Raw genomic sequence first — 26,358 nt, forward strand, 5'->3', positions numbered from 1 at the left:
CGTCGGGGCCCGTACCCCTAGGTGGTTGCGTCCACCAGCGCGAGATCGTGCAGGCGCTCGGGTGGGCCCGGGCGGGCGTAGTACCAGCCCTGGGCGGTGTCGCAGCCGAGTATGCGGAGTTGCTCGGCCTGGGCGCCGGTCTCGACGCCTTCGACCGTGACCGCGAGGTCGAGGCCGTGGGCCAGGGACACGATCCCTTCGACGATCTTGAGGTCGACCGGGTCCGCCGGGAACCGCTGCATGCTCTGGGTGAAGGAGCGGTCCAGCTTCAGGACGCTGACCGGCAGCCGGCGCAGGTTGGCCAGGTTGGAGTAACCGGTGCCGAAGTCGTCCAGGGCGATGTCGACGCCCATCTCGGACAGTCGGCGCAGCGGTTTGAGCAGGTCGTCGTCGGCGCCGATGAGCGCCGACTCGGTCACCTCCAGGCAGAGCGCGTCCGGCTCGACGCCCGCCCGCTCCAGGATGTCGACGGTGTCCTGGACCAGGCCGGGGTGGTGCAGCTGGCAGGGCGAGAGGTTGACGTTGATGCGCAGCGGACCGGAGGCGGTGCGCTCGCCGTACCGTTCCCGCCAGGCGCGAGCCTGCCGCACCGACTGCTCGAGCACCCAGCGGCCGAGCGGCACGATGAGTCCGGTGTGCTCGGCGAGCGGGATGAACCGGTCCGGGCCGAGCACCCCGTGCTGCGGGTGCAGCCAGCGCACCAGGGCCTCGGCGCCGCGCACGCTGCCGTCGCCGAGGTGGACCAGCGGCTGGTACTCGATGAAGAACTCACCGCGCTCCAGCGCCGTCGGCAGTGCGGTGGTCAGTCCGTGCCGGGTGATGACGCGGGCGTCGGCCTCCGGGTCGGCGAGCTCGAAGCGGTTGCCGCCCGCCGACTTCGCCCGGTACATGGTGATGTCGGCGCTGCGCAGCACCTCCGCCGGGCTGCGCTCGCCGGCCGGCCCCTCGACGATGCCGATGCTGCCGCGGACGGTCAGCTCCCGGCCGTCCACGCTGATCGGGGCGTGCAGCGCGTTCATGATCCGCGCGGCGAGCTCGTCGACCTCGTGGCGGGTGTCGGGGCCGGTGGTGAGCGCCACGAACTCGTCACCGCCGAGCCGGGCCACCATCTCGCCGGGCGCGGTGGCGCAGGCCTGCAGCCGGTCGGCCACCTCGACGAGCAGCCGGTCGCCGGCCGCGTGCCCGAGACTGTCGTTGACGGTCTTGAAGCCGTCCAGGTCGAGGTAGCACAGCCCGAAGCGCTGGCCCTCGCCCGCGTTCAGGGCCTTCTCCAGGCGTTCGAAGAAGAAGCTGCGGTTGGGCAGCCCGGTCAGCGCGTCATGGGTGGCCTCGTAGCGCAGCCGCAGATTGAGCAGCCGGCGCTCGGTGGTGTCCTCCATCAGAGCGAGCTGGTACCGGGGGGCACCGTCGGCGTCGCGCAGCAGGGAGACGGTGAGGTTGGTCCACAGCACCGTGCCGTCGGGCCGGTAGAACGCCTTTTCCAGGTGGTAGTGGTCGCGCTCGCCGCGGACCAGTTCGTCGTAGAGCCGCCAGGTCTGGGGCGCGTCGTCGGGGTGGGTCCAGTCCCGGACGTTGCCGCGGCGCAGGATCTGGTCGCCGAGGCCGAACATGCGCGTGAGCGCGCCGTTGACCTGGAGGACGTTGCCGTCCAGGTCGGCGATGCCGATGCCTATGGCAGCACCTTCGAAGACCGCGCGGAAGCGGGCCTCGCTCGCGTGCAGCGCCTGGGCGACCACGCCCTGCGCCTTCAGCGCCGCCTGGGCGATGGCCTCCTGCTCGGCCAGGGTCCGTTCGCGCAGCGCCTTTGCGAACCCGGCCGCCATCGCGTGCTGCAGCCGCGCCGACCGGGCCCTCAGGCCCTCCGGGTCGCCGTCCCGGCCGCAGTAGAGCACCAAGTAGGCGTCGACGCAGTCCAGGGTGCGGCTGAGCGCCTCCGGGTCGGTGCAGTGGGCGTCGACCAGCGCGGCTCCGACGGCTCTGCCCTCGTCGGCGTCGAAGCCGCGCGCCCGCAGCGCCTCGCTCAGTCTGCGGGCCAGCGGCAGCAGTTCGTCCTCGAACTCCGGGCGGGTCGACGAGGTCGAGGTCACCGGGAACACCGCCCGGCTCCAGATCGTCGCGAACCTGCGCAGTCTGTCCTCCGGCCCGTCCGGCTCCGCGCTCACGCCGTACGCCCCACGCCGGCGAAACCGGAGAACGCGTAGGGATCCTCGTCCTCCGGCGCCACCTCGGGCCGCCAGAGCGCCATGGGCACCAGCCCGGGTTCCACCATGTCGTACCCCTCGAAGAACCGCGCGACGTCGTCGCGGGAGCGCATGATCAGCGGATTGCGAATGTCCTTGTACACGTCGGCCGCGCCCCGTGCCCGCTCGGGCGGCAGCGGGATTCCCTCGTACGAGGCATGCGTGAGCACGAGCATGCTGCCGGGGGCGAGGGCGGCGCTCAGCTCGGCCACCGCCGCGTACGGGTCGTCCGCGTCTTCCACGAAGTGCAGTATGGCAACGAGGAGCAGCGCCACCGGACGATTCAGGTCGATCAGCCGCTCCACCGCGGAACTGGCCAGAAGGTCCCGCGGCTTGAGCAGATCGGCGGCGACGACGTCCGCGTCCGCGTTGCCCGCCAGGACCGCCTGGCTGTGCGCCACGGCGACGGGATCGTGGTCGACGTACACCACGCGCGCGCCGGGCCGGGCCCGCTGGGCCACCTCGTGCACATTGCCGAAGGTCGGGATGCCGGAGCCGATGTCCAGGAACTGGGTGATGCCCTCGTCGACGGCGCAGCGCACCGCGCGGCGCAGGAAGGCCCGGTTGGCCTGCATGATCTTGGGGAGTCCCGGCATGAACTCCATGGCCTTGCGGGCGGCTTCCCGGTCGGCCTCGAAGTTGTGCGAGCCGCCCAGGTAGAAGTCGTACATCCGGGACACGCTCGGCACCGTCATGTCGATGCCCCGGGGGGCCCAGGCGGGTCGCTCCATCGATCTCTCCAAGGCGTACGCGATCCGGTGTTCGAGCCGAGGCTACTGATCGCCCGCCGAACGGGCGAGCGGAAACGGAAATTGACCATCCGTTCCCGGTCACTGCCTGCGGCACGTGCCAGCACGCCGAACGGGCCGCCCTCTCCGCCTGGGAACGGAGGGGGCGGCCCGGTGGCCGGACGCGCCGACCGGCTGCCCTGGGGAGGTCGCCTCAGTCCTGCTTCGGCGCGCCGACCGGCTTCCCGTCGGGCGAGACGGCGTACCAGGTGCCGCCGACGCCCTGACCGTTGGTGTCGCCGGGCTCCTTGTCCCCGGCGAAGGTGTAGATGGGCCAGCAGTCGACCGTCTGCTGCTCGGCGCCGTCCGGCCGGGTGAAGGTCATCAGGTCCTTCTTCACCACGCCCTCGGTGTCGTCGGGCTCCACGGGCGCCACGATCGGCCACTTCTCCAGGCAGGCGTCGGTGCACGCCGACACCGGCTCCGGCCAGGCCTCGTCCTTGAGGAACCGGTAGACCGTCATGCCGTTCTCGTCGACGACGATCTCACCCAGCTCGGGGTCGTTGACGGTGGACAGTCCGGGCCGGTCGTCCGCCGACTCGCCGGCCTTCGCCTTCTTGCCGTCGGGGGCGAGCGCGTACCACTTGCCGCCCACTCCCTGGCCCTTGATCTCACCGGCGGCGGCGTCCTTGGCGTAGCGGTACGCCGGCCAGCCGCCGATGGTCAGCTGCTTGGTGCCGTCGGCGCGGGTGACCTCGCCGAGCTGCTCCGGGTCGATGCCCTCGCCGGCGGCGGCGTCGTCCGCGGGCACGGGCGGCCAGGCCGTGGCGCAGTCGCCGTCACAGGTGGACTTGGGCGGCTTGGCGGTGTCCTCGTCGAAGCGGTAGAGGGTGCGTCCGGCGCCGTCGGTGACCAGCTCGCCGAGCTCGGCGTTGTCGGCGACGGCCAGCTTCCCGCCGCCCGCGGGCTGTTCGCCGGCTCCGGCGGGCGGGCTCGCCGACTGCTGTCCGGCGCCCGCGCCCTGGTCGCCGAGTCCGCCGGCCCCGATGTCGCCGACGTCGCCGGGTGCGGCCGTGGCGCCCACGTTCTGGCTGCTCCCGGCCGTGCCGCTGTCCTGACCGCACGCCGTCGTCAGCGCCAGCACGGCCGCAGCGCTCGCCACGAGTGAGGCGCTCCGCCAGGAGGTCTTCATCGTCAACTCCCCGATTGTCTCCGGTGGTACGGCAGCCTCCTGCTGGGCCGCCGCACGACACTGGGTACGCGTGCGCGCCCCGCCCGTGTTCAACGGACGCCGGGATTTCTTCCGGCCCGGGGCCGGGTCGGGACGCGCTCAAACCCGCGAGCACCGGTTTCCCTCCTTCGGGGCAATCCGCGGGCAGCCCGGCGCGACCGGTCGCGGCAGCCCTCATGATCTGCCTCGTGCATGGACCCGAACCGACCCGATCCCCGTCCGGTGTACGGGTGTTGGCCCTGGCGGTGCTGACGTGCGCCCTCGTCGGCATACCCGTCGGCGGTGCCGCGGCCGACGCCTGCGCATACGTCTCGACCGGCCCCGCCGGCACCGGGGCCGTGGCGGTGGCCGGCAGCGGCACCTGGCCGACGTTCCCGCCGTGTCCCCCGACCACACCGCCGCCCGGCCCCAGCCCTACGCCGGCGCCGGCGCCGGCGCCCACGCCCGTACCGACGCCGCCACCGCCGCCACCGACCACACCGGCACCGGCACCGCCACCGCGGCCGGCCCCGGCACCCACGCCGGAGCCAGCGCCCCCGGCGCCCCGGCCCGCCGCACCGCGCCCGGCCCCGACGCCCACGCCCACGCCCACGCCCACGCCGATGGCCGTGCCGCCTCCGGCTCCGGCACCTTCGAGGGCTTCCTCGCCGCCGGCCAGCCCGACGCCCCGGCCCTCGCTGTCCCCGGTGAACTACCCCGAGTACCGCGCCGCACCGGCGCGCCCGCGGCCCGGTGGCCGCGCCCCGTCGCCCCTCGTCTTCGTCCTGCTGATCGCCGTGCCGGCGGTCGTCGCCGTCGCCGCGCTGCGCCCGCGCTGATTCCTGGAGGCCCCTGTTGGCGGAATGGCTTGTTCTCACCCTCGCGATGCTGGCCGCCTGTGGCGTGGTGGTCGTCATCACCCTCGTCCGGCACCGCACGGCCGCCGTGGACGAGGACATCACGGAGACCCCGGACGTCATCGAGTACATGACGATGTGGATCGGCGTGGTGTACGCCATCGTCCTGGGCCTGGCCATCGCCGGGGCCTGGGAGGCGCGCAGCGCCTCCGAGGACCATGTGCAGGCGGAGGCCGTCGCGCTGCACGAGATCTCGGAGCGGGTACGGGTCTATCCGCCCGAGATGCGCGACCTGATTCGGGACGATGTCAATGCCTATGTCGGACACGTCGCCACCACCGAGTGGGAGGTGATGGCCGACCGCAGCGAGCTGACCCGGCGCGGTGATGCCCTCCTCGACCGGATCCGCGCGGACGTCACCGACTACGAGCCGCGCTCGGACTTCGAGGCCCAGGCCTACCAGCCTCTCGTGGACCAGGTGGCCGCGGCGGACCAGGCGCGCACCGCCCGGGCCGAGTCGTCCGGGGAGACCATGCCCGGGCTGGTGTGGTTCGGGCTGATCGTCGGAGCCCTCGTCACCATCGGCATGGTGTTCGCCCTGCAGATCCGGCGCACCACCCGGGAACTGGTCGTCGCCGGACTGTTCTCCGCGCTCATCGCTTTTCTGCTCTATCTGATCTGGGACTTCGACGCCCCCTTCGGCCGGGGCATCAGAGTCTCCGCGGAGCCGTTCCTGACCCTCTTCCCGAACGTGCAGGGCTGAGACACCGGACCGCGGGGACGGCAGCGGCACGCCGGTGCCGTCCCCCGGCCGCAGCAGCCCCGTCCCCTGGGCGGCCCACGCCCTTGCCCCATTCGCCCGACTGCGATAGCGGCACCCTGCGCGCATTCCTAGCGTTTCGGGCATCGAGGTGCATTTCCGATGCGAGCGGAAGAGGTCCGCAACTGCTCCTCGGGACCCGGAGGATCCACCATGCGCGCCATACCCGTCGCTTCGGTCACACTGCTGGGCGCCTGCGCCCTGTCCGCCTGCGTTCCGGCCAACGCGGCCATCGACGGCATCACGCCGTTCGGCTTCAGCGTCCTGCCCTCGACCGTCGAACCCGGCGGTGAGGTCACCCTGCGTGTGGATCGCCACGACGGGGAGTGCAAGGGCCCCGCGACCGTGTCCTCGCCGGTGTTCGACACGGTCACCATCCCCCGCAGACAGTCCTGGGCGCAGACGGAGGTCGACCGGGACGCCAGACCCGGCGCGGTGTACAAGGTGACGTTCCGCTGTGACGGCGCCACCGGCACCACCGACCTGACCATCACCGGCCACCACGGCCAGTCCTCGAAGTCCTGGCAGGACCACGACGGCAAGGACGAACACGACGGCCAGGGCGGTCGGGACGGTCGGGACGACTACACCGGCCGGGACGGGCACGACGGTCAGGCCGAGTACGACGGCCACGGCCGTCATGACGGTGGCGACGGCCACCGCGACTATCCGCAGAAGGGCGTACACGCCGGCGAGGGCGGCAGCTTCGGCGACTTCGACCTCGGCGAGATCGGCCTCGGCGCCGCACTCGTCGCGGGCGCGGTCGGGACGGCGTACCACCTCTCGCGGCGCCGTACCGCCGAGGAAGGAGGCTGACGCCGTCCGGCCGGGTCCCTCCGCCCGCACACAGAGCTTCGCCCCGGACCCCTCGAAGGTCCGGGGCGAAGCTCTGTGTGCGAGGGGCGGGACACCCCACGTCAGATGCGCCGTTCGGCCCTGCGGCGCATCCAGAGCAGGCCGCCGCCCGCGACGGCCGCGGTCACCAGCCCGGCGCCGATCGCGATGTCGGTGGGGGTGGCACCGCTGGAGCTGCTGCCGCCGACACCGCCCTGGACACCGCCGATGACGGTGAAGGCGGAGGGCTTGGTGAGCCGCCTGCCGGAGCAGTTGACGGTGATGTCGTGCGAGCCCGCGCGGGCGTCGCGGTTGATCGTGGCGATGCCCTTGGACGTCTCGTTGGCTCCCCGGACCGGCGTCAGCGGCGTCCTGGGGAACGCGTCCGAGGTCATCGTGCCGCCCTCCGGGCAGCCGTCGACGGTGACGGTCATCTGGCCGCCGCGGGCGATGACGCTGGGCAGGGCGACGATGTTGCTCGGCGAGTCCCACGCGACGGCCGCAGGGGCACCGAGCCCCAGGACAGCGACCGCGGCACCGGTGGCCGCCAGGGCACGAGAATTACGCATGTGATCCTCCGCGGAAGACGCCCCGGGACCCGTACCCCGGAACGATCGGCGAGAAAGCGTCTCCCAGAAAGACCCTCAGTTGCCCCGGCACCGCCCGCATTTCGGGAATGGTCCGTCCTGGTGAGCGGATTTCCGGGCGGAACCGGACTGGTGGTCATCACTGCAGGTCACGGACTGTCAGAAATTTCCGTGGGGGCCGCCTCGGATGGCGCACCGAAAGGGGCGAGGGCCACCCGTTCGCCGCCGCCCCGTCGCCGGTCGGCGTGCGGGCCCTTAGCGTTTTCCCATGCGCGAATGACACGGCGACGGCCGGGTCGAGAGGGGAATGGCGAATGGCTGCGTCCGAGCTGGCCGAAGAGGAGGAGCCGCGGCGGAAGCGGGCTCCCTGGGGCGTGATAGCGCTGGTGCTGCTGACCGGTCTGGCGCTCATTCGGAATGGTTCGGGGGAGTTCGACGTGGGCCCGCCGCAGCCGGCGTCCGCCGCCTCCTCGGACAGCCGCCGGACGACCGGGGACGCCGTCGACGGGGCGTCGGCGGTGCTGCCGTACTCCGTGCCCGACCGGGTCAGGATCCCGGCGATCCAGGTCGATGCTCCGGTCATGCCGGTCGGTCTGGACGCGGACGGCTGGGTGGACGCGCCGCCGCCCGAGGACCCGAACCTGGCGGGCTGGTTCACCGCGGCCGTGACCCCTGGGGAGAAGGGCACCGCGGTCGTGGTCGGCCATGTCGACAACGCGCAGGGCCCGGCGGTCTTCTACGGACTCGGGGCGCTGAAGCAGGGCAACAAGGTCGAGGTGTCCCGCCAGGACGGGAAGACCGCGGTGTTCGAGATCTACGCCATCGAGGTCTTCGAGAAGAACGACTTCCCCGGCGACCGGGTGTACGCCTCGAAGGGCCACCCCGAACTGCGGGTGATCACCTGCGGTGGCGGATTCTCCGAGCAGAACGGCTACGCGGGGAACGTCGTCGCCTTCGCCCGCCTGATCGGGACCCGCTGAGCGCGGGCCCGGCCGGGCGGGCGCCGGTGTCTCACAGGTACTGCCGCCGGGGGACGGTGATGTGGTAGCCGGAGTCCAGCAGCTCGGGAAGGTAGGAGCGCAGGGCGCGGACGCTCTGTGAGCGGTCGCCCCCGGCGTCGTGGGAGAGCACCACGGCGCCGGGGGCGGCGCCGTTCTCGACCCGGTCGACGATGGTGCCGGTGCCGGGTGTGGTCCAGTCGAGGGTGTCGACGGTCCAGGCGAGCGCTTCCATGCCCAGTTCGGCTCCGAGCTGGAAGGCGGCGCGGTTCCATGCTCCGTAGGGCGCGCGGAACCAGCGGGGCGGCTCGCCCCAGGAGCGGTCGATGATCTCGCAGGTGCGTTCCATCTCGGTGCGGATCCGGCTGCGGGTGAGCCGGGTCAGCAGCGGGTGGGACCAGGTGTGATTGCCCACGATGTGGCCCTCGTCGGCCATGCGCGCCAGCAGGTCCCGGTTCTGGGCGGCCATCTCCCCGCACACGAAGAACATCGCGCGCACCTCGTACTCGGCGAGGATGTCCAGGATGTCCGGGGTGTAGCGGGGGTCGGGACCGTCGTCGAAGGTCAGCACCATGGTGCTGCCGCGTCCGGACACCCGCAGCAGCGGCTTGCGCCGTACCGGGGTGCGGCCGGGCGCGGAGCGCGGGGTGCCGTGGCCGGTCATGGGCCGCAGCCGGTAGGCGGAGGGCTGCAGCGGGTGGTGCGCGCGGGGTCCGGGAGCGGGTGCCGCCGACCGCACCGGTTCGTCCCCCGGCAGTGCCCCGAGCACACCGGCCGCCCCGGCCGCCCCGGCTGCGGCGGCACCGGCGAGCAACGCACGGCGCCGTGTGAGCAACTGATCCTTCCTCATGACTCATCAGTCGCCCGGCGGCGGGCCGACGCACCAGTGCAACACCGGTGCGGCGGCACGATTCCACCCGCCCGGCCCAGCGCGGCGGGTGAGGTCCGCCGGCCGGTGGCGGCGGTGCCGCGGGGCGGGTGCGGCCTACTCCCCCCTCGGGTCCGCCCGTTCCCCCATCACCAGCCCGTCCTCCCCCGCGCCGCGGCTGAGCACCACCTCGCGGATACGGTCGCGGACCGCCGCGAGATCGGCGCCCCGGGCGACGGCGCGGTTGAGGTTCACCACCCGGCCGGCGTCGACGTCGAACAGCTGCGGGACGAACTCGGCCTTCGTCACCTCCCAGCGGCCGCCGGACCGGGCGGGCGGGGAGAACGTGAAGCGGGCCAGGGTCGACTGGTTGCCGCGCGGGTCCCTGACGCCCTCGTGGTTGATCATCTCACCGGCGATCTGGTCGCCCATCCCGTACACCACCCAGGTGCCGTTGACCTTCTCGTACGCCTGCGGGACGTGTGCGTGGGTGCCGAGGATCAGGTCGATGTCGGGCCGGCCGTCCGTGCGGGCGGCGGTGAGCACGCGGGCCAGGGCCAACTGCTGCTCGTCGGGCGCCTCCTGCCACTCGGTGCCCCAGTGGAGGGAGACGACGACCACGTCGGCTCCCGCCCGGCGGGCCGCCGCCGCGTCCTCGAGGATCTTCCGCTCGTCGATCAGCTCGACCGCCCAGGGCTGCCCGGGGGGCATCGGGAGGCCGTTGGTGCCGTAGGTGTACGCCAGGTGGGCGACCTGGGCCCGGTCCGTGTGCAGGACGGTCACGATGGCCGCCTCGTCCCGGGTGCGGGCCGACCCGGCGTGCCGGACGCCGGCCCGGTCGAGCGCGTCCAGGGTGCGGCTGATACCGCGGGCGCCGTCGTCGAGGCTGTGGTTGGAGGCGGTGGAGCAGCCGTCGTAGCCGGTGGCGGCCAGACCCGCGGCGACCTCGGGCGGTGACCTGAAGACGGGGTAGCCGGAGTACCTGCCGTCCGCGCCGTAGACGGTCTCCATATGGCACAGGGCCAGATCGGCGCCGGAGACGACGGGTGCGACACCGGCCAGCATGGGGCGGAAGTCGTAGCCGGTACCCCCCGCGTCGAACCGCGCCCGGGCGATCACCGGGTCGTGCGGCAGGACGTCTCCCGAGGCGACCAGGGTGAAGGCGCCGGTCCGGGCGGCCGGCGGGGCCGGGTGTGCCGCGGGCGGCGACTCGGGGTCGCGGGCCTGGCAGGCCGCGCCCGCGGCGAGGAGTGCGGTCAGGGCCAGGGCCACCTGCCGACTGCGTGTGATCATGCGTTCACTCCGCTGTGGTTGCACACCGACGATAAAAATCGGATTTACCCACAAACAGGTAAGAAGGCGCCTGCCGTCACACGCGGCTGCGACACGCTCATTAGCCCGTCCGGAGCGCCGGAGCGCCGCTCACCGACCGTTCGTCGAACCGTTCGTCGACGCGATCGACCGCCCGTCGCACATCCGTGTGCGCGCCCTGTCCCCCGGAGGTGCCCTGCGATGCCATACGGGCCATGACCGCCGGAATCACCCTCACCCACCCGACGACCGCCGAGCACGAGCTCGCCGACCTGCAGCGGGAGCACGGCCGGCCACTGTTCGCGCTGCTGCTGCGGCTGTGCGACGGCGACCGGCAGCGCGCCGAGGACCTGGTGCAGGAGACCCTGGTACGGGCCTGGCAGCATCCGGAGGCGGTGCGCGCGGCCGGCTTCGACTCCGTACGGCCCTGGCTGCTGACCGTGGCGCGGCGGCTGGCGATCGACGCGCGCCGGGCCCGGCAGGCGCGGCCGCCCGAGGTCGGCGACGCGGTGCTGGAGAACGCGCGCGTCTGCGCGGACCACGCCGAGCGGGCGGATGCCGCCCTGGATGTGCGCGAGGCTGTGAAGACACTCACTCCGGAACACCGTGAAGTCCTGGTGCTCGTGTACTTCCGGGGGGCGAGTGTGGCGGAAGCGGCGACGGCCCTCGGCATCCCGCCGGGTACGGTGAAGTCCCGCGCGTACTACGCGCTGCGCGCCCTGCGCCGGGTTCTGCCGGGATACGCATCCGACCTGCGGTGAAACCGACCCGTGAGTCAAACCTCCGTAAAGCGCCTTGCCGAGGACCCCGGTTGAGTAATCGGCTGTCCTCTATCCGTGTTCCGGACGGGGCCCAGTCGCAGGGGCCCGGGGATGGGCGCCGCGCACGCACCGGAGGAAGGCAGGAAAGGATGCTGGACAGAGGTCAGGAGAGCACGGACGACGGCGGGGACGAACTGACCGTCCCCATGGCCTGGTTCTACGCCGAGTACATCGCCGAGGAGCTGCTGCGCACCGGCGATCTGATGCCGCCGACGTCCTTCGAGTTCCGCGCCGGCCGGGACGCGCTGGCGCTGACCGTCTTCCTCGCCGACACCGAGGGCGAGCTGAGCGGCATCCGGGTCGTCACCCAGCTGGAGACCTGGCTGTCGCTGACCGCCTACGACCAGCCGTGGCACACCTGGGTGCGGGAGCGTCTGGCGGAGGCCGTGGCCCACCCCGCCGTCGGCGGCCGGAGCGCGCCGGACGTGGAGCTGGCCCGGGCGGCCTGGCGCTGGCTGCAGGAGACCGAGCTGCTAGCCCCGGACCTCAACGCGGTGCCCGGCGGCGCCGCCGCGGGCGCCGGCGAGGACGAGGGGCCGAAGGTGTGGACGCCGGCCTGGCAGCTGGGGCTGCCGCTCGGTCATCTCGCCATCCACCTGTTCTAGGTGCTGCCGTACCACCCGTACCGGGTGCCGGATTTTCTCCGGGGCGGACCAATCCACGGGCCGCACCGCTCCGAACTCCTTGGTTGCGGGGATTCTCGGCGTGGCTTGAGTGATTCGCCGGTCTGCTGCGTACGGGTGGGAGCACGGAGTGACCCCACCCGCACCCAACGGCACGAGGATTCGGCATGAGGCCCCTGGAGAGGCATCGCGACGTCGGCGCCTACGCGCTCGGCGTGCTCGACGAGGCGGAGGCCTTCCGCTTCGAGGACCACCTCATGGAATGTCCCCGCTGCACCGCGGCGGTGACCGAATTCAGGCCTGCCGCCCGGCAGTTGATGCTCTACCGACGGGCGACGCCGCGCTTCGTGCACCCCATGACCCGGCCCGGCCCGGCGCTGCTCGACCGGCTGCTGTCGCAGGTGGCGGCCCGGCACCGGGCGGGGCGGCTGCGGCTGTGGTGCGCGGTGGCCGCCTCGGTGGTGATCGCGGTCGCCGGACCCGGCATCGTGGTCCTGGCGGGGCCGGGCGAGGAGACCGGGCGGATCACGGCCACCGACGAGCGGACCGGTGTGTGGGCGCAGCTGAGCACCGAGGACGCGGCCTGGGGCAGCGATGTCGAGCTGACCGTACGGGACGGGGCGGGGCCGCGCTCCTGCCGGCTGGTCGCCGTCGGCCACGACGGTTCGGAGGAGACGGTCACCAGCTGGAGCGCGCCCGGGGGCGAGGCCTCGCCGAGCACCATGCGGGGCGGCGCCGCCCTGCACCCGGACGAGATCGCCCGCTACGAGGTGCGCAGCGCGGACGGGGAACGGCTGGTCATCCTCGAACCGGCGGGCTAGGAACCGGTCGGCGACCGGCGGGCGGTGCGTCCAGGATCTCGCTGCGGACCCGGGCGCAGGCCTGGCTGAGCAGTCGGGAGACATGCATCTGGGAGATGCCCAGCCGCTCGGCGATCCGGCGCTGCGACCAGTCCTCGAAGAACCGCAGACAGAGGATGGCCCGCTCGCGGGAGGGCAGCCGGCGCACCGCCTCCTCGACGCTCTCGCGGTCGACGACGCGCTGGTAGGCGTGGTCCGGCTCCCCCAGGACGCCGGCGAGGCTCGGCCCGTCGGCGTCCGGGCCGCCGTCGCCGGCCACCGCGTCCAGGGACAGGGCCCGGTAGCTCTCCAGGGCCTCCATGCCCCGGCGCACCTCCTCCTCGGTGAGCCGGTGGGCCGGGCGAGATCGGCGACCGTGGGGCGCGGGCCGCCGGGAGTGAGGGCCGGCTCCACGCAGGCGGCGCGGACGGTGTCGCGCAGTTCCTGCACGCGGCGCGGCACCCGGACGCCCCAGGTCCGGTCGCGGAAGTGGCGCCGCAGCTCGCCCCGGACGGTCGGTATCGCGAAGGGCTCGAAGGGGCCCCGGCCGGGGTGGAACCGGCGGATCGCCTTGAGCAGTCCGAGGGCGGCGACCCGCCGCAGGTCCTCCGCGCTCCCCCCGCGGTCGCGGGAGCGTGCGGCGAGTCGGACTTTTGCCCCTTTTCATCGTCTTCTCAGGATGCCGGCTGCTCCCGGAGCTCCGCCGGGCTATCTGATCAGCCGGGACAGCCTGCGGTCCGCCAGCGGTCTCCCCCCGGTCTGGCAGGTCGGGCAGTACTGGAGCGCGGAGTCGCTGAAGGAGACCTCACGGATGGTGTCGCCGCACACCGGGCAGGGCTCGCCGGCGCGGCCGTGCACCCGCAGGCCGCTCTTCTTCTCCGCCTTGAGCCGGCCGGCCGCCAGCCCGCGGGAGCGCTGGACGGCCTCGGTGAGCGTGTCGCGCAGGGCCGTGTAGAGCCGGCCGGTCTCCTCGGGAGTGAGGGACGAGGCGAGCTTGAACGGGGACATCCGCGCGGCGTGCAGGATCTCGTCGCTGTAGGCGTTCCCGACGCCCGCGATCAGGCTCTGGTCGCGCAGGGCTCCCTTGAGCTGCCGTCGTTCACCGTGCAGGAGGGCGGCGAACCGGGCCTCGTCGAAGTCGCCGGCGAGCGGGTCGGGTCCGAGCCGGGCCACGCCGGGCACGTCCTGCGGATCGGGCACGACGTACACCGCGAGCCGCTTCCGGGTGCCCGCCTCCGTCAGGTCGAAGCCCGCGCCGGTCGCCAGGGCGACCCGCAGCGCGAGCGGGCCCTTGCCGGGGCGCGGGACACCGTCGGGGAGGCGGTCCCTCCACTGCAGCCATCCGGCGCGGGCCAGATGGGTCACCAGCCGGGGGCCGCCGGCGGTCTCGGCGTCCAGGAACTTGCCGTGCCGGTGCACGGCCACGACCTCATGGCCCTCCAGGGCGGTGACCGGAGGGTCGTAGGTCTTCAGGACACTGACCGCCACGGGCAGCACCCGTACGATCTCGTGGCCGGTGAGGTGCTCGGTGAGGAACTCCCGCAGCGCCTCGACCTCGGGCAGTTCGGGCATGTGTCCAGAGTGCCAGCCGGCCGCCCCCGGCGCCGGGCGTCCGGAGCCCTCAGGCCCCGTCCGGCACCACGAACTCCGTCCATACGCACTTGCCGCCGCCGCGCGCCTCCACGCCCCACACGTCGGCGAGCATGTCCACCAGCATCAGGCCCCGGCCGGAGACCCCGGACTCCCCCGCCTCGCGGCGCCGCGGCAGGGCGCTGGAGGAGTCCTCGACCTCGACGCGCAGCCGGCGTTCGGCACCGGACAGCACCCGGAGGGAGACGATCGCGGAGCCCTCGGTGTGCATGAGCGCGTTGGTGATCAGTTCGTCGGCGACCAGTTCGACGGTATCGCTCTGTTCCTCGGCGCCCCAGGACCGGACCGCGGCCCGGATCATGTGCCGGGCCTCGGTGAGCGCCTCCGGATCACCGGGGGCGACATGCTGCTGGAGCCGGCTGCCGGACTGCGCCGTGTCCGGGGCGTGCCGGCGCAGCAGGAGCAGGGCCACGTCGTCGTCGCCACCGCGCTCGTCGGCCTCCTCGATCAGCCGGTCGGCGAGTTCGCGCACGCCCGCGGGTCCGGCCGAGATCAGCGAGGTGAGACTACGGGTGCCGTCGTCGAGGTCGGCGCCGGGCTGCTCGATCAGCCCGTCGGTGCACAGCAGCAGGGTGCAGCCGGGGTCGAGCTCCAGGGTGGTGACCGGGTAGGCGAGCCGCCCGAACTCGGCGGACAGCCCGAGCGGCAGTCCGCCCTCGACGGGAACCCGGCGGCAGCTGCCGTCGGTGCTGCGCAGCAGCGGGTCGATGTGCCCGGCCCGGACCACCTGGACCACTCCGGTGGCCAGGTCGGCCTCGGCGTACAGACAGGTCGCGAAGCGGTCGGTGTCCAGTTCGTGGAGGAAGACGGAGGCGCGCGCCATCACCGTCGCGGGGGTGTGGCCCTCGGCGGCGTAGGCGCGCAGCACGATGCGCAGCTGGCCCATGACGGCGGCGGCATGGGTGTCGTGACCCTGGACGTCGCCGATGACGGCACCGACCCGGCCTCCCCCGGAGGGGGTACCCCCAGGCAGCTGGATCAGGTCGTACCAGTCCCCGCCGATGTCCCGGCCGAGGGCGCCGCCGATGGTGGCCGCGCGGTAGCGGACGGCGACGTCGCAGCCGGGGACGCTGGGGATGGTGCGCGGCAGCATGGCCTGCTGCAGGCCCGCGGCGAGGTCCATCTCCTGCTCGTAGAGCATGGCGCGCTGCAGGCTCTGCGCGATGCTGCTGCCGAGCGCCACGAGGACGTTGCGGTCCTCGGTGGAGAAGCCGCGCCGGTCGGCGTAGAGCAGTCCGATGGCACCGATCGGGCGGGCCTGGGCGATCAGCGGGAGATAGGCCGCGGAGGTGATGCGCAGTCCGGCGATGTGCGGCCAGAGGATGGGGTAGCGCTCGGCGAACTCCTCCGGCGACTCGATGAAGCGCGGGCTGAGCGTCCTGACGGCCTCGCTCATCGGATAGGCCTCGCTGATCCGGGTGACGTCGGTGCCGGGGACGAAGCTGCCCTCCGGCCCCTCGGCGAGCAGCCGGATACGGCCGGCCTCGACCAGGCCCACGACGATGCTGGCCGCGCCGAGATGACTGAGCCCCTGGGTGTCCTTGAGGACGTCGACGACGTCGTCCACGGTGCGGGCGTGGGCGAGGGCGGCCGTGGTGAGCTGGACGACGCTGGTCTGCTGCCGGCGGGCCTCGTCCTGGGCGGCCTCGTCGCGGCGCGCCTCCATCTCGTGGACTTCCTGGGTGGCGTCCCGGACGATGCCGACGATCCGGCGGGGCCGGCCGGTCCCGTCGCGCCGGATGTAGCCCTGGGTGTGGGTCCAGCGCAGGCTGCCGTCGCGGCAGCGGATCCGGAAGTAGGTGCCGTAGTTCTCGCTTCCGTCCTTCATCGCCTGGGCGACCAGGAGGTCCAGCCGGCGGCCCTCGGCGGCGGGGACCCGGATCGACAGCCCTTCGGGGCGCCCGTCGAACTCCTCGGGACACACGTCGAAGACCTCGTGGGCCTGGGCGTCCATGTGGAAGCTGCCGGTGTCCAGGTCCCAGTCGAAGCTGCCCATGCGGTTGAGCGCCAGGATCGGGTCCGGGTGGGCGGGCCAGTCCTCCGGGAGTGACAGGGCGCTCGCTCCCCGATCAGCCATGGAGCCCACCTTGCCAGGATTTGTGCGATTCTTCGACTTCTTCGACCCGCGGTCTGCTTCACTCACTCTGGTCACGCAGATAGACATATCTGCATACACAGAGTGATGCGAGGGAAGGAGAGCGGGACCGTGGAGTGGTTCACCGCGCCCGACTACTGGCTGAGCCGGCTGGTCTTCCAGAAGGCTCTGGCGGCGGTGTACCTGGTCGCGTTCCTGACGGCGGCGCTGCAGTTCCGGGCGCTGATCGGCGAGCGCGGCATGCTGCCGGTACCCCGCTTCACCGCGGCGGTGCCGTTCCGGGAGGCCCCGAGCCTGTTCCACTGGCGCTACTCCGACCGGCTCTTCGCGCTCTGCGCCTGGGCAGGCTGCGCCGTGTCGGTGGCACTGCTGGCCGGCCTGGACTCGGTGCTGCCCCTGTGGGGCGCCATGCTGCTGTGGCTGGTGCCGTGGGCGCTGTACCTGTCCGTCGTGAACGTCGGGCAGACCTGGTACTCCTTCGGCTGGGAGTCGCTGCTGCTGGAGACCGGATTCCTCGCGGTGCTGCTCGGCAACGACGAGGTGGCGCCGCCGGTCGTCGTGCTGTTCCTGCTGCGCTGGCTGCTGTTCCGGGTCGAGTTCGGGGCAGGGCTGATCAAGATGCGCGGCGACGAGTGCTGGCGCAGGCTCACCTGCCTGGACCACCATCACGAGACCCAGCCGATGCCGGGCCCGCTGAGCTGGTTCTTCCACCATCTGCCCCGGCCGCTGCACCGCGCCGAGGTCGCCGCGAACCATGTCACCCAGCTCGTGGTGCCGTTCCTGCTGTTCACCCCGCAGCCGGTCGCCACGGCGGCCGCGGCCCTGATGATCGTCACCCAGCTGTGGCTGGTGCTGTCGGGCAACTTCTCCTGGCTGAACTGGATCACCATCGTGCTGGCCCTGTCGGCGGTGCGGTTCCCCGCCGATGCGCCGTCGGGGCCCGCGGCGCCCCTGTGGTACGAGATCGTGGTCCTGGCGGTGTCCGCGCTGCTGTTCGGCCTCAGCTACCGCCCGGTGCGCAACATGCTCTCGAGCCGCCAGGTGATGAACCGCTCCTTCGATCCGCTGCACCTGGTCAACACCTACGGCGCGTTCGGCAGCGTCAGCCGGGTGCGGTACGAGGTGGTGATCGAGGGCACCGCCGACGAGGTGCCGCGCGAGGACTCGGACTGGCGGGAGTACGAGTTCCGGGGCAAGCCCGGCGACCTGCGGCACTGGCCGCGCCAGTTCGCGCCGTACCACCTGCGGCTGGACTGGCTGATGTGGTTCGCCGCACTGTCGCCCGCCTACGCCGGGTCCTGGTTCGGGGCGCTGGTGGAACGGCTGCTGGAGAACGACCGGGCCACGCTGAAGCTGCTGCGCCGCTCGCCGTTCCCGCCGGACGCGCCGCCGCTGCACATCCGCGCCCGGCTGTTCCGCTACCGGTACACCACCTGGCGCGAGCTGCGGGCGACGGGGGCGTGCTGGCAGCGGACGTATGTGCGGGAGTATCTGCCGCCGACGCGGCTGGCGGAGACGGGGCGGCGGACGTAGCCGCGGGCCCGGCCCACCGCGGAACCGGGCCCGCGCGGGGCGCTACGCGCGCCGCAGCCGCAGGGTCATCAGCTGGAACGGCCGCAGCGTCACGGCGACCCGGTTTCCGTCGGCCCGCGGCGGCGCCTCCCCCTCGGGCAGCGGGCGCTCCAGCAGGTCGGTGGCGGTGACCTCCGCGACCGGGAAGGAGGCCGTGAGCGCGGCCCGGACCCGGCCGCCGTGCGCCTCGTGGAAGCGGACCACGACGTCGCCGCTGCCGTCGTCGGCCAGCTTCACCGCGGTGATCACCACCGCGTCCCGGTCCACCGAGACCAGCGGCGCCACCTCCCCGGCGCCGGGGAGCCGCCGCTCGGGCTGGTTGATCCGCCAGCCCTCGCGGACCGCGTCGCCGATCCCGGCGCCCGGCACCAGAGCATGCCGGAACCGGTGCACGCCCTGGTCGGTCTCGGGGTCGGGGAAGCGCGGGGCGCGCAGCAGCGACACCCGGACCGTCGTGGTCGTACCGCCGTCGCCGCGGACGGTGCGGGTGACGTCATGGCCGTAGGTGGAGTCGTTGACCAGGGCCACGCCCCAGCCGGGCTCCTCCAGATGGACGAAGCGGTGGTTGCATGCCTCGAACTTGGCAGCCTCCCAGCTGGTGTTGGTGTGGGTCGGCCGGTGGAAGTGCCCGAACTGGGTCTCGGAGGCGTACCGTTCCGCGTGCACGTCGAGTGGGAAGGCGAGCTTGAGGAACTTCTCCGTCTCGTGCCAGTCCACCTCGGTGTCCAGCTCCAGTCGCCGCTCCCCCGGCACCACCGTCAGCACCTGGGTGACGCGGGAGGAGCCGAAGGAGCGCACGATGCGCAGTGAGGCGCCGTCCTCCCCGGGCGCCACCTCGTCGGCGTCGGTGAGGTCGGTGACGGAGTTGAGGTAGAACTGGTCGACGTCCCAGGCGTCCCACATGTTCGGGAAGTCGGGGTGCAGCTGGAGCAGGTTGGCCGCGGCGCCCGGCGCGACCGTCTCGCGGTCGGCCGCGCGGTCGTACACGGAGACCACCAGCCCGCGCTCGTCGACCTCGACCCGCAGCAGGCCGTTGTCCAGGACGTGGCCGCCGTCCGGCCGGGCGCCCAGCTCCGTCCTGCCCTCGGTGGAGCCGGGCCGGGCGCCGCCGGCCGGGACTCCGGCGCGGGGGTGCGGGGCGGCGTTGAAGACGAGCGGGGTGTCGCCCTCGCCGGCCAGGGCACGCTGCGCGGCCTCGATGATCCCGGTCAGCTCGGCGGCGACCCGGGCGTAGGTGGCGCGGGCCTCGCGGTGCACCCAGGCGATGGAGGAGCCGGGCAGGATGTCGTGGAACTGGTGGAGCAGCACCGTCTTCCACAGCCGGTCCAGTTCCTCGTGGGGGTAGCGGAAACCGGTGCGCACGGCGGCCGTGGCGGCCCACAGCTCGGCCTCCCGCAGCAGGTGCTCGCTGCGCCTGTTGCCCTGCTTGGTCCGGGCCTGGCTGGTGAGGGTGGCCCGGTGGAGTTCGAGGTACAGCTCGCCGACCCACACCGGCGGCTCGGGATTCTCGGCCACGGCCTGCTCGAAGAACGCCTGCGGGGTCTCCCAGGTGACCGTCGCCGAGCCCTCCAGGTCGCGCAGCCGGGCGGCCTTGGCGACCATCTCCCGGGTGGTGCCGCCGCCCCCGTCGCCCCAGCCGGTGGGGGCCAGGGAGTGCCGGGCGACGCCCTTGTCCCTGAAGTTGCGGGCGGCGTGCGCGATCTCGCTGCCCTTCATGGCGCAGTTGTAGGTGTCGACCGGCGGGAAGTGGGTGAAGATCCGGGTGCCGTCGATGCCCTCCCAGCGGAAGGTGTGGTGCGGGAAGTGGTTCGTCCGGGACCAGGAGATCTTCTGGGTCAGCAGGTACTTCGACCCGGCCGCCTTGATGATCTGCGGCAGTCCGGCGGCGAAGCCGAAGGTGTCCGGCAGCCACGCCTCGTCGTTCTCGATGCCGAACTCGTCGAGGAAGAACCGCTTGCCGTGCACGAACTGCCGGGCCATCGCCTCCGAACCGGGCATGTTGGTGTCCGACTCCACCCACATGCCGCCGGCCGGCACGAACCGCCCCTCGGCCACGGCCTTCTTCACCCGCGCCCAGACCTCGGGCCGGTGGTCGCGCACCCAGGCCCACTGCTGGGCCTGGGACATGGCGAACACGAACTCCGGCTCGTCCTCGAGCAGGGCGGTCATGTTGGAGGTGGTGCGGGCCACCTTGCGGACGGTCTCGCGCAGCGGCCACAGCCACGCCGAGTCGATGTGCGCGTGCCCGACGGCGCTGATCCGGTGGGCGGAGGGCACGGCGGGCGCGGCCAGCACACCGGTGAGCCGCTCACGGGCGCGCCCGGCCGTGCCGTTCACGTCCTGCAGGTCGATCGCGTCCAGGGACGCATCGACAGCCCGCAGGATCTCCCAGCGGCGCGGTGCGTCCACCGGGAGCTCCGCCATCAGCTCGCCGAGCACCTCCAGGTCGATCACCAGCTGCCACACCGTCTCGTCGAGGACGGCCAGGTCCATGCGGGCCAGCGTGTACTGCGGGTCGCTGCCCGCGGTCTCCTTGTCGCCGAGCCGGGTGGGCCGGAAGGGGTGGTAGTCGAGGATGACGGGGTTGGAGGCGGCCTCGATGTGCAGGCGCACCTCCTCGCCGCCCGCGACGGGGGCGCCGATCCGCACCCACTGGTTACGGGGGTTGAGGCCCTTCACCGGCGTGCCGTCGGGGCGGTACACCAGGCCTTCGCACTGGAAGCCGGGCATGTTCTCGTCGAAGCCGAGGTCGAGGACCGCCTCGACGGTCCGCCCTGCCCACTCGGCGGGCACGGTGCCGGTGACCCGGAACCAGCTGGTGCCCCAGGGAGCACCCCAGCGGGCGCCCACCGCGATGGGCTCGGGTTCGGCGGCCAGTCCCTCGGCGACCGGCACCGGCTCGTCCGGGGCATGCCAGACCGCCACCCCCAGGGGGACGGACTCGGGGTACACGGCGGGGCGGACGCGCTCGTCGAGGACGCGCTTGAGGCGGGCTTCGACCAGGTTGCGGTCGTCATGCATGCGGGGTGCTCCGGGATCGGGTGCGGGTGCGGGATCGGGTGCGGGTGCGGTGCGGGATCGGATGCGGGTGTCTGCTGCGGTGGTCACCAGGTGTGGGTCACGACCGCTGGGGCCGATGTGGTGTACAGCTCCCCCACGGCGCGCAGTTCGAACCGTGCGGCCGGCTCGTCGCCCTCCGGCCGCAGTCCGCCCGCGAACCAGGCCCGCTGGCAGGTGCCGCCCAGGAACCGCCGGGTGCCGTCGGGCAGGACCCGGTGCAGGGTGTGGTGGCGCACGGCACCGGGCGCCGGTTCCCAGGCGAACCGCAGGTCGCCGCCCTCCGCGGCCGTGATCCGAAGTCCGGTGGGTGCGGCGGGCACGGGCCGGGTCGCCCCGCGTACGGCCAGAGCACCGAGCCGCCAGCGCACCGGGCCCTCGGCCGCGGTGAGCCGGACGCCGAGGGCGTGCACGGTGCCGGTGACGCCGGCGAGCGGGACGGTCACGGTGCGCCAGCCGCCGCCACCCGGGGGCACCGGCAGGTAGGTGTACGCGGGCGGCGTCCCGGGCTCGCCGGGCTGCTCGGTGGCGACGGCGAGCTCGACGTCCACCGTGCCCGCGTCGGTGCGGTAAGTCACGTCCACGACGGTGCCGGGCCCGGCCGGCAGGCGGGTGGCGTACAGGTCCACCTCGGCAGGTGCGCCGAGGGCGCCGTCGACCAGCAGGCTGCTGCCGCCGTGCCAGGCGTCGGCGAAGTCGAAGCCGACCGCGGGCCGTTCCCCGGTGGTGCGCACCGCCCAGCGCCGCGACGGCAGCCGGTCCTGCAGTCCGAGGTGGTTCCAGGGTGCGTCCGATGTCACCCGTCCCTCCTCGTACCAGCGCAGTCCGTGACCGGTGTTGAACACGGTCGCGAACGGCGTCGCGGTCACCGTCGACCGGTCGGCGACGGACACCGCCGGTGCCCGCCAGGCATCGCTGCCGTCGGGCCGGGACGGATCCAGGGACCGGCCGGTCCAGAACCGGTCGTCGGCGGCGTGGAAGTCACCGGGTGCACGACGGTCGGCGGGCAGGTGGTTCCGGGTCCACTCGGGCCGGTAGAGGCCGACGGATGTGGTGTGCGCCCGGTCCGTGGGCACGATCGCGTCCCAGTCCTCGGCCGTGTTCCAGCCGTTCGCCTCCACGTCGACGCCCGCCCACAGCTCGTACCGGCTGCGGCCGAGCCGCTCGGCGGTGTCCCCGGAGGCGGCCAGGCGGCCAGACGACCAGCGGAAGTCGACGAACATGGAGTCGGCGGCCTCGAAGAACGGCCGGTTGCGTTCGGTCAGCCCGCCCTGCCAGCTGACCGACCCGTCCACGGTCATGGAGTCGTACCAGGTCACCCGCTGTCCCCTGGCCCCGGCGAGGGCCTTCAGCTCCCGCAGGAAGCCGAGCATGTCCGCGGCGAGCGCGGCGTCGCCGCCGCCGGTCTCGGCGTTGACGAACCAGCCGTCGAAGCCGTACGCCTCGGCCACGGCGACCAGGCGGGCGGCGAGCGGGTGGTGTCCGGCGGAGTCCCGCTGCACCAGGTCCCGGGTCCAGCGCAGCTGTCCGCCGTAGGCGACGGGCGGCAGGAAGACGTTGCCGAGGACCGGCACGCCGTGGCGGTGCGCGGCGTCCACGACGGGGGCGTTGGGGGCGAGGATCAGCCCCTCGCCGGACGAGCCGCCCCAGAAGACGAGTTCGTCGAGGTAGGCCCAGTGGGTGAGGGCGTAGTAGTCGGCGGTGGGCGAGCCCTGCGACGGGTTGCCCGACGTCGGTGCGAAGGACACCAGGGCCTGGACACGGGCCTGCCCGGAGCGTGCGGTGGCGTTGGCCGGTACGGGGGTGAAGCGCTCGGCGAGCGGCACGGTGGCGGCGTTGAGGGCGAGGTCGGGGTCGGTGTCGGCGCTCCAGTCCGTCAGGCTGCGCCAGGTGATGCCGGGGGCGGGGCTGCCCGAGGGCAGTGAGTCGGGGTACCAGTAGGCGGCGTACGGCTGGAGACCTGCGGCGGCCCGGGATTCGGCGGCCTGCGCCGGCAGGGCGGGCAGGGCCGGTGCCAGGGCGGCCGCGCCGGCGGCGGCGCCGACGGCGCGCAGGACGGTGCGTCGGGTGGGGCGTCCGGGGGTGCTTCCGGGGGTGCTTCCGGGGGTGCTTCCGGGGGTGTTCACGAGCGGGTCCCTCCTCGGGAGGTGGTGGGGAGTACCTGTTCGGGAGTGACGGTCTCGGTGATGCCGCGCGCGGCCAGGTGACCGGTGTCGCCCGCACGGGTGTCCAGGACGGTGGTGGGGCGGGCGCCGTCGGCGACCAGTCGGAAGAAGGCGTCGAAGACGGGCCCTCCGGGTGCGCAGCGGGAGCGCCGTCCGGGCACGGCGGGGACCACGAGTGCCGTGGTGCGCGGCGCCGGGAGCGGCCGGTGGGCGCGGGCGGCGCGGGCCAGTACGGCGGCGGTGTCCTTGGGGCGGCGGTCGTTGGTCAGCACGCCCAGCCCGTACTCGAGTTCGGGGAAGTCGGCGAGGCTGCGGGAGACGTCGTGGGAACACCACCAGGTCACCCCCCACAGGCCGGGGCAGTCCAGGGCGTTCGCGACGGTCGCCTCGGTGAAGGCGGCGGCGTGCTCGGGCGGGACCAGCGGCGCGGGGGCGCCGACCTCCTGGAGCCAGACCGGGCGGTGCGGGTCGTCGGTCCAGGCCTTGCTCAGCTCCACCAGATAGGCGGCGTGGTGCTCGGCGGGGACGGAGGCGCGGCCGTGCCGCTGGGCGGTGCCGTTGAACACCCAGGAGTGCACGGCCGTGACGGCGCCGAGCCGCGCGGCCTGGGCGGGGGTGAACGGCTGGTCGTCCTGGTACCAGGTGGCGTCGTACTCGGCGTGCAGGTGCATCCGTCCCGGGGCGCCCTTCTCGCAGGCGGCGAGCAGCCGCTCCAGCCAGGCGTCGATCTGGGCGCCGGTGGCCCGGTCGGGGTCGGGGTGCGGGGGCGCGGAGAACTGGTTGACCTCGTTGCCGAGCGTCATGCCGAGGAAGTTGGGGCGGTCGGCGAGGGCGGCGGCGAGCGTGTGCAGATACGCGGCCTGGCCCTCGATCACCTCCGGGTCGGTGAACAGGTTGCGCCGGTGCCAGCTGCGGGTCCAGGCGGGCACGAAGTCGAAGCTGCTCAGATGGCCCTGCAGCCCGTCCACGGTGACGTCGAGTCCGCGTTCGCCGGCCGCGTCGACCAGCCGGAGCAGATCCTCGACGGCCCGCTTCCGGATCAGGGAGCGGTTGGGCTGGAAGTACGGCCACAGCGGGAACACCCGGACGTGGTCCAGGCCGAGTGCGGCGATCGAGTCGAGGTCGGCGCGGACGGAGTCGAGGTCGAAGTCGAGCCAGTGGTGGAACCACCCGACGCTCGGGGTGTAGTTGACGCCGAAGCGCACGGCAGGGGGCATGGGGTGTCCTTGGGGGAAGGGGCGGGTCAGCCCTTGACGGCGCCCTCGCCGACGCCGCGGAAGAAGTAGCGCTGGAGACAGGCGAAGAGGACGATCAGCGGTGCGACCGCGATGATCGTGCCGGCGGCGACCAGACGTTCGTCGTTGGCGAAGGTGCCGTGCAGGTAGTTGAGACCGATGGTGAGGGTGAACCTGGACGGGTCGCTCAGCACGATCAGCGGCCAGAGGAAGTCGTCCCAGGCGCCCATGAACGCGAAGATCGCGACGACCGCCAGGGTGCCCTTGACCGACGGCAGGGCGATCCGGAAGAAGCGCTGCCAGACGTTGGCGCCGTCGACGTAGGCCGCCTCCTCGATCTCGTAGGGCAGGTTGCGGAAGGCGTTGCGCATCAGCAGGACGTTCAGAGCGCTGACGCAGCCGGGCAGCAGCACGCCGATCAGGGTGTTGTTGAGGCCCAGCTCCCGCATGGTGGTGAACTGGGCGATGATGATGCCCTCCACGGGCACCAGCATCGCCAGCACGAACACCAGAGTGGTGACGCGCCGGCCGCGGTAGCGCAGCCGGGCCAGGGCATAGCCGGCCAGGGAGGCGCCGACGCAGTTGGTGACGACGTTGGCGGAGGCGACCTTCAGCGAGTTCAGGGCGTAGTCCCAGACCGGGATGGTGTCGGTGACCCGCTCGTAGTTGTGCAGGGTGGGGTCGGCGGGCAGGAACCTCGGCGGGGAGCTGAAGATGTCCTCCGTCGGTCCCTTCAGCGAGGTCGACAGCTGCCACAGGAACGGGCCGATGGTCAGGGCCAGTACGGCCAGCAGCAGGACGTAGCGCAGGGCGAGTTCCCAGGGGCGGACGCGGCGGCCGTACTCGTCGGTGACACGGGGTGCACGGGCGGGGGCGGGGGCGGGGACGCGCACGGCGGGTGTCCCGGTCGCCGACGGGGACTTCTCGACGACGCTCACGGCTTCTCCCTCCGGTCGGCGCGCAGCACCAGCAGCATCAGCGCGACGGTGACCACGAAGACCACGACCGAGAGTGCGGAGGCGTAGCCGACCCGGCCGGTCAGGCCGGTGCCGGTGCGCTGCACCAGCATCACGAGGGTGGTGTCCTCGCCGGCCGGCCCGCCGCTCGGCCCGGCCATCAGGTACACCTCGGAGAACACCTTGAACGCGGCGACCGAGGAGAGTGCGCCGACCAGGACCATGGTGGAGCGGACGGCGGGCACGGTGACGGTGAGGAAGCGCCGCACCGGGCCCGCGCCGTCGACCGCCGCCGCCTCGTGCAGCTCGCGCGGCACGTCGGCGAGCGCCGCCAGGTAGATGATCATGTAGTAGCCGAGGCCCTTCCAGACCGTGACGGCCATGGCGCTGAGCAGGATCAGCCACTGGTCGCTGAGGAAGCCGACCCGGCCCACGCCGACCGTCTCCAGCACCGCGTTGACCAGGCCCCGGTCGTCCAGCAGCCACACCCAGATCAGGCCGACCACGACGATCGAGGCGACGACCGGGGTGTAGAAGGCGGAGCGGAAGAAGGTGATGCCGGGGATGTTCTTCTGCACCAGCAGGGCGAGCAGCAGCGGCAGCAGCACCAGCGCGGGGACGACCCCGAGGACGTAGAGGGTGCTGTTGCGCAGCCCGGTCCAGAACATCTCGTCGTGGAGGAGCTCGCGGAAGTTGGCGAGGCCCACGAACTCGCCCGGCACCAGGGTGCGGCGGTCGGTGAAGGCGTTGACCAGGGTGGAGACGAACGGATACAGGATGAACGCGCCGGTGACGAGCAGACCGGGGGCGGCGAACAGCCAGGGGGCGGCCGGCAGCTGCCGCCGCACGCGCCGGGCCGGGCTCCGGGGGACGGCAGGACTCGCCATGCCGT

General features: G+C 73.0%; 21 protein-coding genes and 1 pseudogene. 8 read left to right on the forward strand and 14 right to left on the reverse strand.

Going from position 1 to position 26,358, the window contains the following annotated elements; genetic code table 11:
* Positions 1 to 17: 17 nt before the first annotated feature.
* The 3 genes from V5O46_RS09730 to V5O46_RS09740 all read right to left on the reverse strand — a co-directional run bounded on the left by V5O46_RS09730 (position 18) and on the right by V5O46_RS09740 (position 4,160).
* The gene (locus V5O46_RS09730) at positions 18 to 2,162 is read right to left on the reverse strand and encodes a putative bifunctional diguanylate cyclase/phosphodiesterase (protein ID WP_332884081.1); all 2,145 of its coding nucleotides are present in this window, start codon (positions 2,160 to 2,162) and stop codon (positions 18 to 20) included.
* Positions 2,159 to 2,971: an SAM-dependent methyltransferase gene (locus V5O46_RS09735; protein ID WP_332884082.1), complete on the reverse strand. Its 813-nt coding sequence runs from the start codon at positions 2,969 to 2,971 to the stop codon at positions 2,159 to 2,161. Before V5O46_RS09735 ends, V5O46_RS09730 begins: the two co-directional genes overlap by 4 nt.
* Positions 2,972 to 3,182: 211 nt before the next feature.
* Entirely contained in the window at positions 3,183 to 4,160 is a 978-nt protein-coding gene (locus V5O46_RS09740; protein WP_332884138.1) for an SCO0930 family lipoprotein, read from the reverse strand.
* A 725-nt stretch (positions 4,161 to 4,885) separates the two neighbouring features.
* Here V5O46_RS09740 and V5O46_RS09745 point away from each other — a divergent pair.
* The 3 genes from V5O46_RS09745 to V5O46_RS09755 all read left to right on the forward strand — a co-directional run bounded on the left by V5O46_RS09745 (position 4,886) and on the right by V5O46_RS09755 (position 6,671).
* The gene (locus V5O46_RS09745) at positions 4,886 to 5,017 is read left to right on the forward strand and encodes a hypothetical protein (RefSeq protein WP_332884083.1); all 132 of its coding nucleotides are present in this window, start codon (positions 4,886 to 4,888) and stop codon (positions 5,015 to 5,017) included.
* A 16-nt stretch (positions 5,018 to 5,033) separates the two neighbouring features.
* Complete coding sequence (locus tag V5O46_RS09750) at positions 5,034 to 5,798, forward strand: bestrophin-like domain (protein ID WP_332884084.1); 765 nt, start codon at positions 5,034 to 5,036, stop codon at positions 5,796 to 5,798.
* 210 nt (positions 5,799 to 6,008) lie between these two features.
* On the forward strand, positions 6,009 to 6,671 hold the full coding sequence (locus tag V5O46_RS09755; RefSeq protein WP_332884085.1) for a hypothetical protein: 663 nt from the start codon (positions 6,009 to 6,011) through the stop codon (positions 6,669 to 6,671).
* Between the two features lie 101 nt (positions 6,672 to 6,772).
* On the opposite strand, the gene V5O46_RS09760 is transcribed toward V5O46_RS09755, so the two are convergent.
* Positions 6,773 to 7,258, reverse strand: coding sequence for a hypothetical protein (locus tag V5O46_RS09760; protein ID WP_332884086.1), 486 nt, complete (start codon positions 7,256 to 7,258; stop codon positions 6,773 to 6,775).
* Positions 7,259 to 7,590: 332 nt separating this feature from the next.
* On the opposite strand from V5O46_RS09760, the gene V5O46_RS09765 reads away from it, so the two are divergent.
* On the forward strand, positions 7,591 to 8,256 hold the full coding sequence (locus V5O46_RS09765; RefSeq protein ID WP_332884087.1) for a class F sortase: 666 nt from the start codon (positions 7,591 to 7,593) through the stop codon (positions 8,254 to 8,256).
* 31 nt (positions 8,257 to 8,287) lie between these two features.
* On the opposite strand, the gene V5O46_RS09770 is transcribed toward V5O46_RS09765, so the two are convergent.
* Positions 8,288 to 9,124, reverse strand: a complete 837-nt coding sequence (locus tag V5O46_RS09770; RefSeq protein ID WP_332884088.1) for a polysaccharide deacetylase family protein — start codon at positions 9,122 to 9,124, stop codon at positions 8,288 to 8,290.
* 135 nt (positions 9,125 to 9,259) lie between these two features.
* Entirely contained in the window at positions 9,260 to 10,435 is a 1,176-nt protein-coding gene (locus V5O46_RS09775) for a CapA family protein (RefSeq protein WP_332884089.1), read from the reverse strand.
* A 233-nt stretch (positions 10,436 to 10,668) separates the two neighbouring features.
* On the opposite strand from V5O46_RS09775, the gene V5O46_RS09780 reads away from it, so the two are divergent.
* The 3 genes from V5O46_RS09780 (at position 10,669) to V5O46_RS09790 (ending at position 12,718) form a co-directional block, all read left to right on the forward strand.
* Entirely contained in the window at positions 10,669 to 11,214 is a 546-nt protein-coding gene (locus V5O46_RS09780; RefSeq protein ID WP_332884090.1) for a sigma-70 family RNA polymerase sigma factor, read from the forward strand.
* A gap of 149 nt (positions 11,215 to 11,363) precedes the next feature.
* A complete protein-coding gene (locus V5O46_RS09785; RefSeq protein WP_332884091.1) occupies positions 11,364 to 11,879 on the forward strand; it encodes a hypothetical protein in 516 nt (171 codons plus the stop codon).
* Positions 11,880 to 12,064: 185 nt separating this feature from the next.
* Positions 12,065 to 12,718, forward strand: a complete 654-nt coding sequence (locus tag V5O46_RS09790; protein ID WP_332884092.1) for a zf-HC2 domain-containing protein — start codon at positions 12,065 to 12,067, stop codon at positions 12,716 to 12,718.
* Here the strand turns inward: V5O46_RS09790 and V5O46_RS09795 are convergent.
* From V5O46_RS09795 to V5O46_RS09805, 3 genes and pseudogenes are all read right to left on the reverse strand, one after another.
* Positions 12,696 to 13,384, reverse strand: a pseudogene (locus V5O46_RS09795) (sigma-70 family RNA polymerase sigma factor); the annotation flags it as partial. The gene V5O46_RS09790 and the pseudogene V5O46_RS09795 sit on opposite strands and share 23 nt — an antisense overlap.
* Positions 13,385 to 13,444: 60 nt before the next feature.
* Positions 13,445 to 14,308: an Fpg/Nei family DNA glycosylase gene (locus tag V5O46_RS09800; RefSeq protein WP_332884093.1), complete on the reverse strand. Its 864-nt coding sequence runs from the start codon at positions 14,306 to 14,308 to the stop codon at positions 13,445 to 13,447.
* Positions 14,309 to 14,357: 49 nt separating this feature from the next.
* Positions 14,358 to 16,463, reverse strand: coding sequence for a SpoIIE family protein phosphatase (locus tag V5O46_RS09805; protein ID WP_332884094.1), 2,106 nt, complete (start codon positions 16,461 to 16,463; stop codon positions 14,358 to 14,360).
* A 129-nt stretch (positions 16,464 to 16,592) separates the two neighbouring features.
* On the opposite strand from V5O46_RS09805, the gene V5O46_RS09810 reads away from it, so the two are divergent.
* Positions 16,593 to 18,014, forward strand: coding sequence for a lipase maturation factor family protein (locus V5O46_RS09810; protein WP_332884095.1), 1,422 nt, complete (start codon positions 16,593 to 16,595; stop codon positions 18,012 to 18,014).
* A 42-nt stretch (positions 18,015 to 18,056) separates the two neighbouring features.
* Here the strand turns inward: V5O46_RS09810 and V5O46_RS09815 are convergent, their stop codons facing one another.
* From V5O46_RS09815 to V5O46_RS09835, 5 genes are all read right to left on the reverse strand, one after another.
* Positions 18,057 to 21,074, reverse strand: coding sequence for an alpha-mannosidase (locus V5O46_RS09815; protein WP_332884096.1), 3,018 nt, complete (start codon positions 21,072 to 21,074; stop codon positions 18,057 to 18,059).
* A gap of 83 nt (positions 21,075 to 21,157) precedes the next feature.
* Positions 21,158 to 23,236, reverse strand: coding sequence for an endo-beta-N-acetylglucosaminidase (locus tag V5O46_RS09820; RefSeq protein ID WP_332884097.1), 2,079 nt, complete (start codon positions 23,234 to 23,236; stop codon positions 21,158 to 21,160).
* Complete coding sequence (locus tag V5O46_RS09825; RefSeq protein WP_332884098.1) at positions 23,233 to 24,492, reverse strand: glycoside hydrolase 5 family protein; 1,260 nt, start codon at positions 24,490 to 24,492, stop codon at positions 23,233 to 23,235. The genes V5O46_RS09820 and V5O46_RS09825 overlap by 4 nt, the downstream gene beginning before the upstream one ends.
* 26 nt (positions 24,493 to 24,518) lie before the next feature.
* Positions 24,519 to 25,403: a carbohydrate ABC transporter permease gene (locus V5O46_RS09830; RefSeq protein WP_332884139.1), complete on the reverse strand. Its 885-nt coding sequence runs from the start codon at positions 25,401 to 25,403 to the stop codon at positions 24,519 to 24,521.
* Between the two features lie 41 nt (positions 25,404 to 25,444).
* Positions 25,445 to 26,353, reverse strand: coding sequence for a carbohydrate ABC transporter permease (locus tag V5O46_RS09835; protein ID WP_332884099.1), 909 nt, complete (start codon positions 26,351 to 26,353; stop codon positions 25,445 to 25,447).
* Between the last annotated feature and the right edge of the window lie 5 nt (positions 26,354 to 26,358).

The sequence above is a fragment of the Streptomyces poriticola genome (assembly GCF_036689765.1).
Classification (GTDB): domain Bacteria; phylum Actinomycetota; class Actinomycetes; order Streptomycetales; family Streptomycetaceae; genus Streptomyces; species Streptomyces poriticola.